The sequence below is a fragment of the Lapillicoccus jejuensis genome (assembly GCF_006715055.1).
In the GTDB taxonomy this organism is placed as follows: domain Bacteria; phylum Actinomycetota; class Actinomycetes; order Actinomycetales; family Dermatophilaceae; genus Lapillicoccus; species Lapillicoccus jejuensis.
Genome location: NZ_VFMN01000001.1, coordinates 3,094,660 through 3,109,349, shown reverse-complemented (window position 1 = coordinate 3,109,349; position 14,690 = coordinate 3,094,660). Strand labels below are relative to the sequence as shown.

Annotated in this window: 13 protein-coding genes; 4 read left to right on the top strand and 9 right to left on the bottom strand. The window is 75.1% G+C overall.

What is annotated here, in order from left to right:
- Window positions 1-120: 120 nt before the first annotated feature.
- The 4 genes from FB458_RS14475 to FB458_RS14460 all read left to right on the top strand — a co-directional run bounded on the left by FB458_RS14475 (window position 121) and on the right by FB458_RS14460 (window position 5,064).
- Window positions 121-2,202: an acyltransferase family protein gene (locus FB458_RS14475; protein ID WP_246061223.1), complete on the top strand. Its 2,082-nt coding sequence runs from the start codon at window positions 121-123 to the stop codon at window positions 2,200-2,202.
- A gap of 80 nt (window positions 2,203-2,282) precedes the next feature.
- A complete protein-coding gene (locus FB458_RS14470) occupies window positions 2,283-3,467 on the top strand; it encodes a zinc-dependent alcohol dehydrogenase (protein ID WP_141849113.1) in 1,185 nt (394 codons plus the stop codon).
- Window positions 3,464-4,510, top strand: a complete 1,047-nt coding sequence (locus tag FB458_RS14465; protein WP_141849112.1) for an SDR family NAD(P)-dependent oxidoreductase — start codon at window positions 3,464-3,466, stop codon at window positions 4,508-4,510. The genes FB458_RS14470 and FB458_RS14465 overlap by 4 nt, the downstream gene beginning before the upstream one ends.
- 5 nt (window positions 4,511-4,515) lie before the next feature.
- Entirely contained in the window at window positions 4,516-5,064 is a 549-nt protein-coding gene (locus FB458_RS14460; protein ID WP_246061222.1) for an SRPBCC family protein, read from the top strand.
- A 90-nt stretch (window positions 5,065-5,154) separates the two neighbouring features.
- On the opposite strand, the gene FB458_RS14455 is transcribed toward FB458_RS14460, so the two are convergent.
- From FB458_RS14455 to FB458_RS14415, 9 genes are all read right to left on the bottom strand, one after another.
- A complete protein-coding gene (locus tag FB458_RS14455; RefSeq protein ID WP_141849111.1) occupies window positions 5,155-6,753 on the bottom strand; it encodes a phytoene desaturase family protein in 1,599 nt (532 codons plus the stop codon).
- Between the two features lie 48 nt (window positions 6,754-6,801).
- Window positions 6,802-8,745, bottom strand: a complete 1,944-nt coding sequence (locus FB458_RS14450) for a M3 family metallopeptidase (protein ID WP_246061221.1) — start codon at window positions 8,743-8,745, stop codon at window positions 6,802-6,804.
- The gene (gene mutM / locus FB458_RS14445) at window positions 8,742-9,650 is read right to left on the bottom strand and encodes a bifunctional DNA-formamidopyrimidine glycosylase/DNA-(apurinic or apyrimidinic site) lyase (protein ID WP_141849110.1); all 909 of its coding nucleotides are present in this window, start codon (window positions 9,648-9,650) and stop codon (window positions 8,742-8,744) included. Before mutM ends, FB458_RS14450 begins: the two co-directional genes overlap by 4 nt.
- A 22-nt stretch (window positions 9,651-9,672) precedes the next feature.
- On the bottom strand, window positions 9,673-10,446 hold the full coding sequence (gene rnc / locus FB458_RS14440) for a ribonuclease III (RefSeq protein ID WP_246061220.1): 774 nt from the start codon (window positions 10,444-10,446) through the stop codon (window positions 9,673-9,675).
- 10 nt (window positions 10,447-10,456) lie between these two features.
- Window positions 10,457-10,651, bottom strand: a complete 195-nt coding sequence (gene rpmF, locus FB458_RS14435) for a 50S ribosomal protein L32 (protein WP_141849109.1) — start codon at window positions 10,649-10,651, stop codon at window positions 10,457-10,459.
- 1 nt (window position 10,652) lies between these two features.
- Window positions 10,653-11,237 carry a YceD family protein gene (locus FB458_RS14430; protein ID WP_141849108.1) on the bottom strand — a complete coding sequence of 195 codons (585 nt, stop codon included), beginning with the start codon at window positions 11,235-11,237 and terminating at the stop codon, window positions 10,653-10,655.
- Window positions 11,238-11,352: 115 nt separating this feature from the next.
- The gene (coaD, locus tag FB458_RS14425; RefSeq protein WP_141849107.1) at window positions 11,353-11,853 is read right to left on the bottom strand and encodes a pantetheine-phosphate adenylyltransferase; all 501 of its coding nucleotides are present in this window, start codon (window positions 11,851-11,853) and stop codon (window positions 11,353-11,355) included.
- Window positions 11,854-11,863: 10 nt separating this feature from the next.
- Window positions 11,864-12,475 (bottom strand): 16S rRNA (guanine(966)-N(2))-methyltransferase RsmD, encoded by a 612-nt coding sequence (gene rsmD, locus FB458_RS14420; protein WP_141849106.1) that lies wholly within the window; start codon window positions 12,473-12,475, stop codon window positions 11,864-11,866.
- A gap of 2 nt (window positions 12,476-12,477) precedes the next feature.
- A complete protein-coding gene (locus FB458_RS14415) occupies window positions 12,478-14,679 on the bottom strand; it encodes an ATP-dependent DNA helicase RecG (RefSeq protein ID WP_246061219.1) in 2,202 nt (733 codons plus the stop codon).
- Window positions 14,680-14,690: the final 11 nt, after the last annotated feature.

Here is a 14,690-nt window from a genome sequence, read left to right as displayed (position 1 = left end):
CGAGGACCCTAACCCGACGCCCGCGAGCCTCCCCGGGCCTGTCGGTGCCGGTCCCTATCGTCGGTCGGGACAGCAGGCGGAGCGGGCCGAAGCACCGGCCCGGGGACGGTCGGAGGACGGGTGTCGACGTACGAGCGCAGCGCGGGCCCGGGGCCCGCCGGACCGGTGCGGGTCGAGCCCCGCGCGGTGCGCACGGGTGGTCCGCGGCACGACACGACGGCGTCGCCCACGACGGGGCCGGCTCGGGCCCCCCACCTCGGAGGGCTCGACGGCCTGCGCGCCCTCGCCATCGCCGCCGTCGTCACCTACCACCTCGACCCCGGGTGGCTCCCGGGCGGGTTCCTCGGCGTCGACGTGTTCTTCGTCGTCTCCGGGTTCCTCATCACCACCCTGCTCGTGCGCGAGGCCGAGCAGGCCCGCGCGGGAGGCGGGCGGGCGACCGTCCGGCTCGGCCGCTTCTACGTCCGCCGGGCGCGCCGGCTGCTGCCCGCTCTCGTCGTCGTGATCGTCGTCGCCACGCTCGTGGCGCGCGTCGTGCACCCCGACCTGCTCGTCCACGTCGGTCGCTCGATCGCGGGCGCCCTGACCTTCACGACGAACTGGGTCGAGATCACCGCCGGCGCCAGCTACTTCGACCAGACCGCACCGCAGCTCTTCGTCAACACCTGGTCGCTGGCGGTCGAGGAGCAGTTCTACCTGCTGTGGCCGCTGGCGGTCCTGGCGCTGCTGACCCTGACGACACGGACCCGGCCCCGGGTGGCGACGGCGGCGGGGATCGGGGTGGCCTCGGCCGCCCTCATGGCGCTGCTCGTCGTGCCCGGCCAGGACGCGACCCGCGTCTACTACGGCACCGACACGCACCTCGTCGGGCTCATGCTCGGCGCCGCCCTCGCCTTCGCGTACGCCGCCCCCGGCCACGGCCCGCTCGGCGCGCCCCGGTGGGAGGCGGCCCGTCGGCCCGCGCTGGTGGCCGCCGGCGCCGTCCTGGGCCTGCTCGTGTGGCGCTGCGGCGAGGACGGGTCGGCGCCCTTCCGGGGCGGCATCGCGCTGGCGTCACTCGCCACCACGGTGCTCGTCGCCGGGCTGCTGCCGACCCCGGGCAGCGGCCGGTCGCGCTGGCGCACCGTCATGGACGCGCCGGTGCTCGGCTGGGTCGGGCGTCGCTCGTACGGCATCTACCTGTGGCACTGGCCGGTCGCCGTCATGGTCGGCCTCGACGAACCCGCCGCCCGCGGCACGACGGCGTACGTCCTCACCCGCGTGTGGGTCGTGCTCGTCACCCTCGCCTGCGCCGACCTGTCCTACCGCTTCGTCGAGGCGCCGGTGCGGGTGTGGGGCTTCCGCGCCTGCGCGGCGATGGTCCTGCGGGCGGTCCTCTCCCCCTTCGGCCGGCTGCCCCGCGTGGTCGCCGGCACGACCGTGCTGCTGCTCCTGCTCACCGTCGCCGTCGTCGCGACCGCCCCCCGGCGCACGAGCACCGAGGCGATGCTCGACGCCAACGCGGCCGCGGCCGCGGGCGACCCGACGCCGGTGTCCACCCCCGGCGCGACCCCGGGGATGCCGGGGTACACCGCCCCGGCGCGGACGCCGAGCGCCACCGCGTCGGCCCCGTCCACCACCGCCCCGGCACCCACCACCACCGCGAAGGCGCCGTCCGCCGCCGAGGCCGCCCGCTGGGCCATGCCGTCCGGCGGGCAGATGGACGTCTTCGGCGACAGCATCGTCGTCGGCAGCATCCACGCGCTCCAGTACTACTTCCCGGGCATCCGGTCCGACGCGAAGTCCAACCGGCGGTGGTCGGACGGCCTGGCCCAGGTGCAGGCCCACTCCGGCGACCTGCGCCGCGCGGTCGTCCTCGACTTCGGCACCAACGCCGGCGTCGACGAGGCGACCGCCCGCCGCGTCCTCGACCTCGTCGGGCCGGACCGGATGGTCGTCCTCGTGACGATCTTCGGCAAGGCGTCCTGGATCGACGACGCCAACGCGACGATCCGCCGGCTCGCCCAGGGCCGGTCCAACGTCGTCGTCGCCGACTGGAACGCCGCCATCGCGCCGCACCCCGAGCTGCTGCAGTCCGACGGCATCCACCCGACGATCACGGGTGCGCACCTGTTCGCCAAGACGGTCCGCGCGGCGCTCGCGCAGCTCAGCGAGCAGCACACCGGCACGAAGGTCACCCTCCCCGACCTGCCCGCCTTCTGAGAGCCACCGCCCCCGGGTGAGCCCCGGGCGACGTGGGTAGGACGCCTCCTCAGCCCACGAAGCGGAGGATGCGAGCACCCATGAAGGCACTGACCTGGCAGGGCAAGCGCGACGTACGGGTCGAGGAGGTCCCCGACCCCCGGATCGTCGACCCCACGGACGCGGTCATCAAGGTGACGTCCACGGCGATCTGCGGGTCCGACCTGCACCTGTACGAGGTCCTCGGGCCCTACCTCACACCCGGCGACGTCCTCGGCCACGAGACGATGGGCGTCGTCGAGGAGGTCGGCCCCGAGGTGACCAACCTCGCCCCCGGCGACCGCGTCGTCGTCCCGTTCAACATCTCCTGCGGCTCCTGCTGGATGTGCAGCCGCGGCCTGTTCGCCCAGTGCGAGACGACCCAGGTGCGCGACCAGGGCAAGGGCGCCGCCCTGTTCGGCTACACCTCGCTCTACGGCGCCGTCCCCGGCGGTCAGGCCGAGTACCTGCGCGTCCCGCAGGCGCACTTCGGACCGATCAAGGTCCCCGACGGCCTGCCCGACCAGCGGGTGCTCTACCTGTCCGACATCCTGCCGACCGCCTGGCAGGGCGTCGCCTACGCCGACGTGCCGAAGGGCGGGACCCTCGCCGTCCTCGGCCTCGGCCCGGTGGGCCAGCTCGCGACCCGGATCGCCCCGCTGCTCGGCGCCGAGCGCGTCATCGGTGTCGACCTCGTGCCCGAGCGGCTCGCCCTCGCGGCGTCGTACGGCGTCGAGACCCTGGACCTGCGCACCGTCGACGACGTCACCGAGGCGCTGCTGGAGATGACCGGCGGTCGCGGTCCCGACGGGGTCCTCGAGGCGGTCGGCATGGAGGCGCACGGCTCCGGCCTGGCCAAGACCGCGCAGACCGCGGTCGGGCTGCTGCCCGACGCCCTCGCCCAGCCGCTCATCGACAAGATGGCCATCGACCGGCTGGCCGCCCTCGACGTCGCCTTCAAGGCCTGCCGCCGCGGCGGGACCGTCTCGATCTCCGGTGTCTACGGGGGCGAGGTCGACCCGATGCCGCTCATGGAGATGTTCGACCGGGGCCTGCAGGTGCGGATGGGCCAGTGCCACGTCCGCCGGTGGACCGACGAGATCATGCCGCACGTCCTCGACGACGCCGACCCGCTCGGGCTGGAGTCGCTGGCCACGCACGTGCTGCCGCTCGCGGAGGCGGCTCACGGCTACGAGATGTTCCAGGCCAAGAGCGACGGCTGCGTCAAGGTCGTGCTGCAGCCGTGAGCCGCGCTCCCAGCGTCGTCGTCGTCACCGGCGCCTCGAGCGGCATCGGTCTGGAGACCGTCGCGCTGCTGCGGGCGCGGGGCGACCACGTCGTGCTCGCGTCGCGCTCGCCGGAGGCGCTCCGGGCCGCCGTCGCCGGCACCACCCCGACCGGTCCGACGCCGGACGGGACCGTACCGGGCCGGGTGCTCGTCGTCCCCACCGACGTCGGTGACCGCGACGCCGTCGAGGCGCTCTTCGCCGCCGCCCGCGCCGAGCTCGGCCGGGTCGACGCGGTGGTCCACGCCGCGGCGGTGCTCGCCTACGGGCGGTTCGACGACGTCCCGGCCGACGTCTACGACCGCGCCCTGCAGACGACGCTCATCGGCACCGCGAACGTCGCCCGGTGCGCGCTGGCCGAGTTCGGCCCGCGCGAGCGGGGGTCGCTCGTCGTCGTCGGGTCGCTGCTGGGCAAGATCGCGACGCCGCTGATGAGCTCGTACGTCACCGCCAAGTGGGGTGTCCACGGTCTCGTCCGGTGCCTGCAGCTCGAGGCCCGTTCGACGCCCGGTATCGAGGTCAGCCTCGTCTCCCCCGGCGGCGTCGACACCCCGATCTACCACCTCGCCGGCACGTACGTCGGGCGGCACGGCAAGCCGCCGCCGCCCGTCGTCCCCGCCGCGAAGGTGGCCCGGGCCGTCGTCCGGTGCCTGGACCACCCGCGGCGCGACGTGAACGCCGACCTCGGCCCGGCGAACGCGGTGACCGTGCTCGGCTTCCGCGCCATGCCCGCCGTGTTCGACCTGCTCGTCGGGCCGCTGCTGCGATGGACCGGCTTCGGCGCGGCGGCGCCCGAGCCCACCCCGGGCAACGTCACCGGCCCGCGCCCCCTGCTGGAGGCGTCGAGCGGCGGCTTCGGCAGCGTCCCGCTGGACCTGCCCGAGCCCGTACGGCGTGCCGTCCCCGCCGGGCTGCCCCGCGCGGCGACCGCGGTCGTCCTCGGGGCCGGCGTCACGTCCGCGGCCGTCCGCTGGGCCACCCGGCGCGTGTCGGCGGGGCGGTGACCGGCGTGGCTCCCCTGCCCGGCGCCGAGCGCGGACCGCACCGCGCCGCCCACCGCACGACGGTCGACCACCGGTCCGACGGGCGTCACGTCGTGCGTCGTACCGTCCACGCCCCGCCCGAGGCGGTCTGGGCGGTCCTCGCCGACGGCTGGCTCTACACGGCGTGGGTGGTCGGCGCCTCGCGCATGCGCGACGTCGAGGACTCCTGGCCCGCGGTCGGCGCCAAGCTGCACCACTCCTTCGGGGTGTGGCCCGCCGTCCTCGACGACGAGACCCAGGTCGTCGAGTCGGAGCCGCAGCAGCTCCTGCGGCTCATCGCCCGCGGCCGCCCCGCCGGCGAGGCCGAGGTCGTCGTCCGGCTGGAGGCGCTCGGCGCCGACCGCACCCAGGTCAGCATCGTCGAGGATGTCGCCTCCGGTCCCGGCAAGGTCGTGCCCGTCGCCGTCCGCCAGCCCCCCATCGCGCTGCGCAACAGCGAGGCCCTGTACCGCCTCGCCCTCCTCGCCGAGGGCCGCTGGAGCGGCGTCAGCCCCGAGACCGCGGAGAACGCCTGAGCACCCGACCCCACGACGACTCCTTGCTTCTGATGTGCCCGAATCCGACTCGCGCCACAGGGGTTCGGGCACATCCGAAGCAAGAAGTCGTCAGTCGCGGGGCAGCACGCGGGACCAGGCGGTCCTGACGAGGGCGCGGTGGACGAGCCTCGTGGGGCCGGTGTCGGCGAGGGCCGCGCGCGCGGCGTTCCAGCCGCACGCACCGTGGACCCCGCCGCCGGGGTGGGCCGACGCGCTCGCCAGCAGCAGCCCGGGGATCGGCGTCTCCGCGCGGCCGAGGCCCTGCGCCGGGCGGAAGACGAACTGCTGGTGCAGCCCCGAGGTGCCGCCGTTGATCGCGCCGAAGGACAGGTTCGCGTCGGACTCCTCGAGGTCGGCGGGCCCCTGCACGACCCGGTCGAGCACCGTGGCCCCGAACCCCGGGGCCACCCGCTCGACCGCGTCCTGGACCCGCTCGACGTGATCGTCGACCATCGACCGGTCCCACGGCAGCGACCGCGGGACGTGCGTGTAGGCCCAGGCCGTCTCGCAGCCCTCCGGCGCGCGGCTCGCGTCCGCGGTCGCCATCTGGCCGAACAGCATGAAGGGCCGCTGCGGCACCCGCCCGGTGGTCAGCGCCGCCGACACGTCGACGAAGCCGTCGAGGTCGACCCCGAGGTGCACCGTCCCCGCGCCGCGCGCCCCCGGCGCCGTCCACGGGATCCGTTGCGACAGAGCCCAGTTGACCTTGATCGTCGAGGCGTCCCACTCGAAGCGCTCGAGCGCCCGCCGGTACGACGGCGGCACGTGCCCGGGTTCGAGCAGGTCGCCGTACAGGGCGGGGGCGGAGACGTCGGTGAGGACGGCGCGGCGGGCGACGACCGACGTGCCGTCGGCGCAGACGACGCCGCGGGCCCGTCCGTCGCGGACGGTCACCCGGGTGACCCGGGTGCCCGTGCGGACCTGCGCCCCGAGCGACTCGGCCCGCCGGGCCAGCGACTGGGTCAGCTCGCCCGCGCCGCCGCGGGGCACGGGGAAGCCGACGTCCTGGGCGAGCATGGCCAGCAGCCAGCCGAACAGGCCGCTGCCGGACGCGTCCGGCGGCAGGTCGCTGTGCATGGCGTTCCCGGTGAGCAGCAGCGGGCCGCCCTGCCCGCGGAACCGCTCGGTGCCGAGGCGTCGTACGGGCGTGAGGGCGAGCCGGACGAGGTCGAGGGTGCCGCCGGTCCCGGCCGCCCGCACGAGTCGGGCCAGCGGACGCACCGGGGGGAACGGCGTGAAGAGGGCGTCGAGGACGCCGTCGCGGACGGCGTCCCACTGCCGGACGAGCTCGAGCCAGGCGTCGCCGTCCCCGGGCGCCTCGGCCTCCAGGCCGGCCGCGGTGTCCTCGGCCCGGTCCTCGATGACGGCGCAGAAGCCGTCGTCCAGCACGTGCGCGAGCGGCGCGGGCGAGCGCTCCCAGGCCAGCCCGTGCCGCTCGAGGTCGAGGTCGCGGATGACCGGGGACGCGGCGGCCAGCGGGTAGAAGGCGCTGAACAGGTCGGTGACGAACCCCGGCCGGGTCACCTCGGCGCTGCGGACGGCCCCGCCGACGGTGTCGTTGGCCTCGAGGACGACGACGTCCCACCCGGCGTCCGCCAGGGCGTTGGCGGCGACGAGGCCGTTGGGCCCCGCCCCCACGACGACGGCGTCGCACACCTGGGCGGTCATGAGGTCATCACGCTCCCCTCGTGCCCGTCCGGTGGTCGGGTCAACCGCCTACTCGGCCAGCCAGGCCGCGTAGGCGTCGAAGGTGTAGGGCCGGCCGAGGAAGTCGGCGACGAGGTCGGCCGCGTCGGCCTGACCACCACGGGCGAGGACCTTGTCGCGGTAGGCCCGCGCGACGTCGGGAGCGAAGAGGTCACCGCGGTCGAAGGCGCTGAACATGTCCTTGGCGATGACGAGCGACCACATGTAGGTGTAGTACGCCGACGAGTAGCCCTCGAGGTGGCCGAAGCTCGCGGGCATGTGGGTGCCCTCGATGTAGGGGAAGAGCGAGTAGCGCTCCTGCAGCCGCTGGGTCGCCGCGGTGAGGTCCTCCGGCCGGTCGACGTGGAACCAGTACGACATCCCCGCGTAGAACATCTGCGTCCGGGCCAGGTACCCCTTGCCGAAGTCGTCGGCGGTGCGCATCCGCTCGACGAGGTCGCGCGGGATCCGCTCCCCCGCCGCGTCGACGGCGAAGGTCTGCAGCACGTCGGCGTCCCAGGCCCACTCCTCGAGCATCTGGCTGGGGGCCTCGACGAAGTCCCACTCGGTCGCGACGCCAGAGAAGCGCGCCCAGCGGCCCTGGCCGGCGAGGACGTGGTGGACCAGGTGCCCGAACTCGTGGAACAGCGTGGTGACGTCCGAGTGCTCCATGAGCCCGCGGGGGAAGTTGCAGACCAGCGCGCCCTCGGGCAGCTGGTCGAGGTCGCCGGCCCCCCGGACGCCGCGCGCGAGGTCGAACTGCGCGGCGTGCTTGAACTTCCCGTCGCGCGGGTGCAGGTCGAGGAAGATCCGCCCGAGCGGGCCGGCGGCCTCGTCGTCGGCGAGCAGGACGTCGTACGCGACGACGTCCTCGTGCCAGACGACGGCGTCGGCGGCGGGGCGGTAGGTGAGCCCGAAGAGCCGACCGGTGACGTCGAGCAGCCCCTGGCGGACCCGGGTGAAGTCGAAGTACCGACGCACCTGCTGCGCGTCGACGTCGAACCGCTCGCGGCGCACCGCCTCGGCGTAGAAGGCGAGGTCGGCCGCGTCGATGCTCTCGGCGCCCGGCGCGTCCTCGCGCATGCGCTCGAGCAGGATCTCGCGGTCGCGCAGCCCGGACTCGAGCGCGGCGTCGGCGATCTTGTCGATGAAGGCCGGGATGGCCGGCCCCTCCTTGATCATCTTGACCTCGGCGTCGAAGGCCGCCCAGTCGGCGTACCCCAGCAGCGTGGCGTGCTCGTGCCGGATCTCGAAGAGCCGGTGCAGCAGCGCGTCGTTCTGCGGCCACCCGCGGTTGAGGAAGGCGATGCGCAGCTCGCGCCGGACGGCGGCGTCGCGCCCGAAGGTCGAGAAGGGGACGACGTCGGGGTAGTCGGTCGTCAGCGTCACGAGGCCGTCGGCACCGGCCGGGTGCGCGTCGACCCAGTCCTGGGGCAACCCGTCGAGCTGCTCGGGGCGCACCTGGACGGTGCGCACGTCGTCGCGCACGTTCTTGCTGAACTGCTGCCCGACGAGCACGGCCTCCTGCGACAGCGCGCGGATCCGCTCCCGCGTCTCCTCGTCGCGGTCGACCCCGGCCCGGCGGAAGTCCAGCAGCTCCTTCTCCAGCAGCCGCGCGGCCAGCGGGTCCAGGGCCGAGGCGTCCACGCCCGCGAGGACGGCGTACAGGTCGGCGTCGAGACCGAGCTCGGTGCTGAGCCGCTGCGCCTCCTGCATGGCCGACTCGGCGCGCGAGCGCACGGCCTCGAGGGGGTGCACCTCGGAGAACAGCGACGCGATCGAGCCGATGTTGCCCAGCGCGAGCCCGATGGCGTTCCACCGGTCGAGCACGGCCATCGGCTCCGACGGCGGGTCGGCCTTGAGGTCGGCGACGAGGGTGCGCGCCCGGCCCAGCAGGACGTTGGTCCGCTCGTCGAGCCACGCGCGGGCCTCGTCGGGGGTCGGCAGGTCCAGGGGCGCGGGCGTGCTCGTCACGTCGGCGACCCTACCCGCCGTCGTGGGCGCGGCTGGCAGCGCGGGCAGGAGAACGACGAGCGGTTCATGAAGGCCTCGCGCCGGATCGGCGTGCCGCACCGCGTGCACGGCCGACCCTCCTGCCCGTAGGCGTGCAGCGACCGGTCGAAGTACCCCGACGCCCCGTTGACGTTGACGTAGAGCGCGTCGAAGCTCGTGCCGCCCTGCTGCAGCGCGGCCTCCATCACCTCGTACGCCGCGTCGAGGATGCGGTGCAGCGTCGGCCGGGTCAGGGACGAGGCGGGGCGCTCGCCGTGCACCCGCGCCCGCCACAGCGACTCGTCGGCGTAGATGTTGCCGATCCCGGAGACGACGGTCTGGTCGAGCAGGACCCGCTTGACGGCGCTGTCGCGCCGCTTCATCCGCTCGACCACCGCCCCCTGCTCGTACGACGCCCCGAAGGGGTCCGGCGCGATGTGCGCCACCGTCGTCGGCACCTCGTCGTCGGGGTCGTCGCCCGGACCGCCCACCAGCTCGGCCAGCTGCATCCCGCCGAAGGTGCGCTGGTCGACGAAGCGCAGCTCCGGGCCGTCGTCGTCGAAGCGGAACCGGGCGTGCAGGTGCTTCTCGTCGGGGGCGTCGGCCGCCTCGACGAGCAGCTGCCCGCTCATCCCCAGGTGGACCTGCAGCGCCTCGCGGTGGCCGTCCGGCCCGGTCCCGTGCTCGAGGACGAGCCAGAGGTACTTGCCGCGCCGGCGGACCGCGTCGACGCGGGCACCGGTGACCCGGCGGGCCAGGTCGGCCGGCCCGGCGACGTGGCGGCGGGCGACGCGCAGGCCGAGCAGCTCGGCCGAGGCGATGCGGCGACCGGCGACGTGGTCGGCCAGGCCGCGGCGCACGACCTCGACCTCGGGCAGCTCGGGCACGGGCGGGTGGCGGGGTCGGCGGTCAGTCGGCGAGCGCCGCGGCGCCGAGGCCCGCGTCGGCGTCGCCGGGGGTGCCGGCGCGACGGGCGTTGAGGGTGACCCACGCCTGCTCGGCGGCCTGCTGCTCGGCCTCCTTCTTGCTGCGCCCGGTGCCCTGGCCGAGGACCTCGTCGCCGACGACGACCTGCGCGGTGAAGGTCTTGGCGTGGTCGGGACCGGTGCCGGTGATCCGGTACTCCGGGGACCCGGAGCCGGCACCCGCGGCGATCTCCTGCAGGCTCGTCTTCCAGTCCAGCCCGGCGCCCAGCTCGGCCGACGCGGCCATGAGCGGGTCGAAGAGGTGGTGCACGAAGGTCGCCGCGCCGCCCATGCCGGCGCTGAGGTAGACCGTCCCGATCAGCGCCTCCATCGTGTCGGCGAGGATCGAGCTCTTGTCGCGCCCGCCGGTCGCCTCCTCGCCGCGGCCGAGGAAGACGAAGTCGCCGAGGTCGATCGTGCGGGCGACGTCGGCGAGGGCGCGCATGTTGACGACCGAGGCGCGCAGCTTGGCCAGCTGGCCCTCGGGCAGGTCCGGGTGGACCCGGTAGAGCGTGTCGGTGACGATGACGCCGAGCACCGAGTCCCCGAGGAACTCGAGGCGCTCGTTGTTGGGCTTGCCGCCGTTCTCGTAGGCGTACGAGCGGTGGGTCAGGGCACGCACGAGCAGCGGCTCGTCGACGGGCTCATCGACCACCTGCGCGAGGTAGTCGATCAGCGCGTCGACGGGCCGCGGCAGCGAGGCCGGCGACGTCGTCACGACGCGGGGCTCAGCCCTGGTGCTCGCTGCGCTCCGCCGCCGCGTAGTGACGGCCCTTGTAGGTGCCGCAGGACGGGCAGGCGGCGTGCGGCAGCGCGTCGGCACCGCAGCGCGGGCAGCTGGTCAGGACGGCCGCGGTGGCCTTCCAGTTCGAGCGCCGCGAACGGGTGTTGGAGCGCGACATCTTCCGCTTCGGGACGGCCACGTCAGGTCCTCTTCTCTGTCTGGTCCGACCCCTGCGAGGTGAGCAGCCCGTCGAGGGCGGCCCAGCGGGGGTCGAGCACGTCATGGTGGTGGTCGGGGTCGTCCGCGAGCCGGGCCCCGCACTCGGAGCACAGCCCGGGGCAGTCCTCGCGGCACACCGGCTGGAACGGCAGTGCCGGGACGACGGCGTCCCGCAGCACGGGCTCGAGGTCGACCAGGTCGTCCACGAGGTCCCGTACGTCGTCGTCGTCCGCGTCCGCCTCCACCTCGCGGTGGTGGGCGGCACGGTCGGGGTAGGCGAACAGCTCCTGGACGTCGACCTCCACCGGGATGGAGACCTCGTCCAGGCACCGCACGCAGGCCCCGGTCGCCGTGGCGCGCACCGAACCGCTCACGAGGACCCCCTCGACGACCGACTCCAGACGCAGGTCCAGGTCGACGGGCGAACCCGCCGGCACCTGGACGACGTCGGTGCCGAGCTCCTCGGGGGCCTCCACCTCGCGGCGGATCTCACGCATCGTCCCGGGTCGCCGCGCCAGGTCGCTGGTGTCGAGCACGAGCGGGCTGCGGGGGTCCAGGCGAGTCATGACTTCCAGCGGTCGGTGAGAGGTCCGGCCCACTCCACGCACGGACGTAGACCGAGGGGCAACGCTACCGGAGCGTGCGCAGCCACCCCAAATCCGCCCACGTGGTCACCGGTGCTCACGGTGCCAGCTCCCGGCGCAGCGCCCGCAGGACGACGTCGGGGACGAGCCCGGCGACGTCGCCGCCGAGGCGCAGCACCTCCTTGACCAGCGAGCTCGACACGTGCTCCCAGCGCGGGTCGCCGGGCAGGAAGAGCGTCTCGACGCCGGTGAGGTGGCGGTTCATCAGCGCCATGGGCAGCTCGTAGGCGAAGTCGGTGCCGCCGCGCAGCCCCTTGACGACCGCCTGGGCGCCGACGTCGCGGCAGACGTCGACGAGCAGCCGGTCGGCGAACGCCTCGACGCGCACGTTGCTGGGCGGGTCGCCGCCCTCGGCCAGCGCGGCCTCGACGAGCGCGATCCGCTCCTGCACGGCGAAGGTGCCCTGCTTGGCGGGGTTGTGCAGGATCGCCACGACGACCTCGTCGACGAGCGCCGCGGCCCGCCGGACGACGTCGAGGTGCCCGTGCGTGACGGGGTCGAACGATCCCGGGCAGACGGCGCGGCGCGGCTGGCTCACGGGCGCCAACCTACGCGACGCCGTCACCGTCCCCCGCCGGCTCGATGCGCTCGACGTGCTCCGCGGTCCACAGCACCGTCTCGCCGTGCCGCCGCTCGTCGACGAGCTCGAGCCCGGCGGGCCAGTCCGGCTCCGGGGTGCGCGAGGACCGCTCGACGACGACGAGGGCGCCGGGGGCGAGCCAGGCGGGCTCGAGCAGGAGGGCGAGCACCCGGGCGAGCCGGTCCTGCGGGACGTCGTACGGCGGGTCGAGCAGGACGAGGTCGGCCGGCTGCGGCGGGGGGCCGGCGCCGAGGACCCGCTCGACGGTGTCGGCGCGGACGTCGACCCGGGCGGGGGCCAGCGCGGCGGCGAGGGCCCGGGCGTTGTCGCGGGCGACGCCCGCGGCGCGCCGGTCGGACTCGACGAGCAGCACCCGTACGGCGCCCCGTGAGGCGGCCTCCAGCCCGAGGGCGCCGGACCCGGCGTAGAGGTCGAGGACGACGGCGCCGTCGAGGACGCCGAGGTGGTCCAGCCGGGAGAAGAGCGCCTCGCGGACCCGGTCGGAGGTGGGCCGGGTGCCGGAGCCGGCCGGGGTGCGCAGCCGGTGGCCGCCGGCGCGGCCGCTGATGATCCGGGTCACGCCTACCCGCGCTCCAGGTAGGCGGCCTGCTCCTCGTCCAGCCGGGCGGCGACCCGGGCGGCGAGGTCGGGGTGGGTGCGCAGCCCCGGGTCCCGGGCGACGACGGCGGTGGCGTCCTCGCGGGCCTGCTCGATGAGCGTCTCGTCGTCGCGGTGCCCCATCCGCAGGAACCGCACCGACGAGCGACCGCCGGACTGGCGGGCGCCGAGGACGTCGCCCTCGCGCCGCAGCTGCAGGTCGCGCCGGGCCAGCTCGAACCCGTCGGTCGTCGCCTCGACCGCCTTGAGGCGCTCCCCCGTCGGCCCGTCGGGCGGGGCGGTGGTCAGCAGCAGGCACAGGCCCGGGACGGCGCCTCGGCCGACCCGCCCGCGCAGCTGGTGCAGCTGCGAGATGCCGAAGCGGTCGGCGTCGACGACGACCATGACCGAGGCGTTGGGCACGTCGACCCCGACCTCGATGACCGTCGTCGCGACGAGGACGTCGAGCTCCCCGGCACCGAAGGCGCGCATGACCGCGTCCTTGGTGTCGGGGTCCATCCGCCCGTGCAGGACCGCGATCCGCAGGCCGGCGAGCGCCGGCTCGGCCGCGAGCCGCTCGGCCATCTCGAGGACGCCGGTGAGCGGGCGGGGGCCCTCGTCGGGACCCTCCGGCGGCAGGTCGTCGTCGGCCGGTGCCTCGTCGAGCTCCTCCTCGCCGTCCGGGGGGCCGTCGTCGCCGATCTTCGGGCAGACGACGTAGGCCTGGTGCCCGGCGGCCACCTCCTCCGCGACCCGCTCCCACGTGCGCCGCACCCACGACTCGCGCGCGGCGTCGACGACGTGGGTGGTGATGGGCGAGCGGCCGCGCGGCAGCTCGCGCAGCGTCGAGGTCTCCATGTCGCCGAAGACGGTCATCGCGACGGTGCGCGGGATCGGCGTCGCCGTCATGACGAGCAGGTGCGGCGGCGCGGACGCCTTCTCGCGCAACGCGTCCCGCTGCTCGACGCCGAAGCGGTGCTGCTCGTCGACGACGACGAGGGCGAGGTCGTGGAAGGCGACGTGCTGCTGGATGAGGGCGTGGGTGCCGACGACGATGCCGGCGTCGCCGGTGACGACGTCGTTGAGGACGCGGCGCCGGACGGCGGCCGGCTGGCTGCCGGTCAGCAGCTCGACGCGGGTGCCGATGGCGCTGCCGCCGAGCATCCCGGCCTCGGCGAGGTCGCCGAGCAGGAGCCGCAGCGAGCGGGCGTGCTGGGCGGCGAGGACCTCGGTGGGCGCGAGCAGGGCCGCCTGCCCGCCGGCGTCGACGACGGTGAGCATCGCCCGCAGCGCGATGACCGTCTTGCCGGAGCCGACCTCGCCCTGCAGGAGCCGGTGCATCGGGCGGGGCCGCGCGAGGTCGGCCTCGATCTCCTCGCCGACGGCCACCTGGCCGGGGGTCAGCTCGAAGGGCAGCCGGGCGTCGAAGGCGTCGCGCAGCCCCCCGGGCGTCGCGACCCGGCTGGTCGCGGCGAGCGCCTCGGTGCGGGCCCGCCGCTGGGCGAGGATGGTCTGCAGGACGAACGCCTCGTCGTACCGCAGCCGCCGCCGGGCCTCGTCGAGGTCGTCGTCGAGGCGGGGGGCGTGCACCCGGCGCAGCGCGGCCTCGCGGCCCAGCAGGCCCCGACGCAGCCGCACCTCGGCGGGCAGCGGCTCGCGGATCCGCTCGAGCTGCTCGAAGGCGTGCTGCACCAGCCGGCGCAGCTTGGGCGAGGTGACCCCGCCGGTGACGGGGTAGACCGGCATCAGGTGCTCGGCGAACCTCGAGACGACCTCGTCGGAGGCGTCGCCGGCGTCGTGCTCGAGCATCTCGTACTCGGGGTGGGCCAGCTGCAGGCGCCGGTTGAAGACCGACACGGTCCCCGAGAAGACGCCGACGCGGCCGGGGAGCAGCTTGTCGACGTGGCCCCAGGCCGAGAAGAAGGTGAGGTCGAGGGTCGCCCCCTGCTCGTCGCGCAGCACCGCGGTGAGCATGGTCTTGCGCTTCTGGCGCATCGGCCGGGTCTTCGCCTCGGCGACCCGGGCGACGACCACGGCGTGCTCGCCCTCGCGCAGCTCGGAGAACGCGCTGAGCCGACCGGGGTTGAGGTAGGCCCGGGGCACGAGCTCGAGCAGGTCCCCGACGCGCACGACGCCCCTGGCCTTCTCCAGCGACTTCGCGACCGGGGCGCTGACGACGGCCGTCACCCGCGAGTCCT

Coding starts and splice junctions, on each gene's coding strand:
- FB458_RS14470 (WP_141849113.1), top strand. CDS start 2,283: ATGAAGGCACTGACCTGGCAGGGCAAGCGCGACGTACGGGTCGAGGAG.
- FB458_RS14455 (WP_141849111.1), bottom strand. CDS start 6,753: ATGACCGCCCAGGTGTGCGACGCCGTCGTCGTGGGGGCGGGGCCCAAC.
- FB458_RS14430 (WP_141849108.1), bottom strand. CDS start 11,237: ATGACTCGCCTGGACCCCCGCAGCCCGCTCGTGCTCGACACCAGCGAC.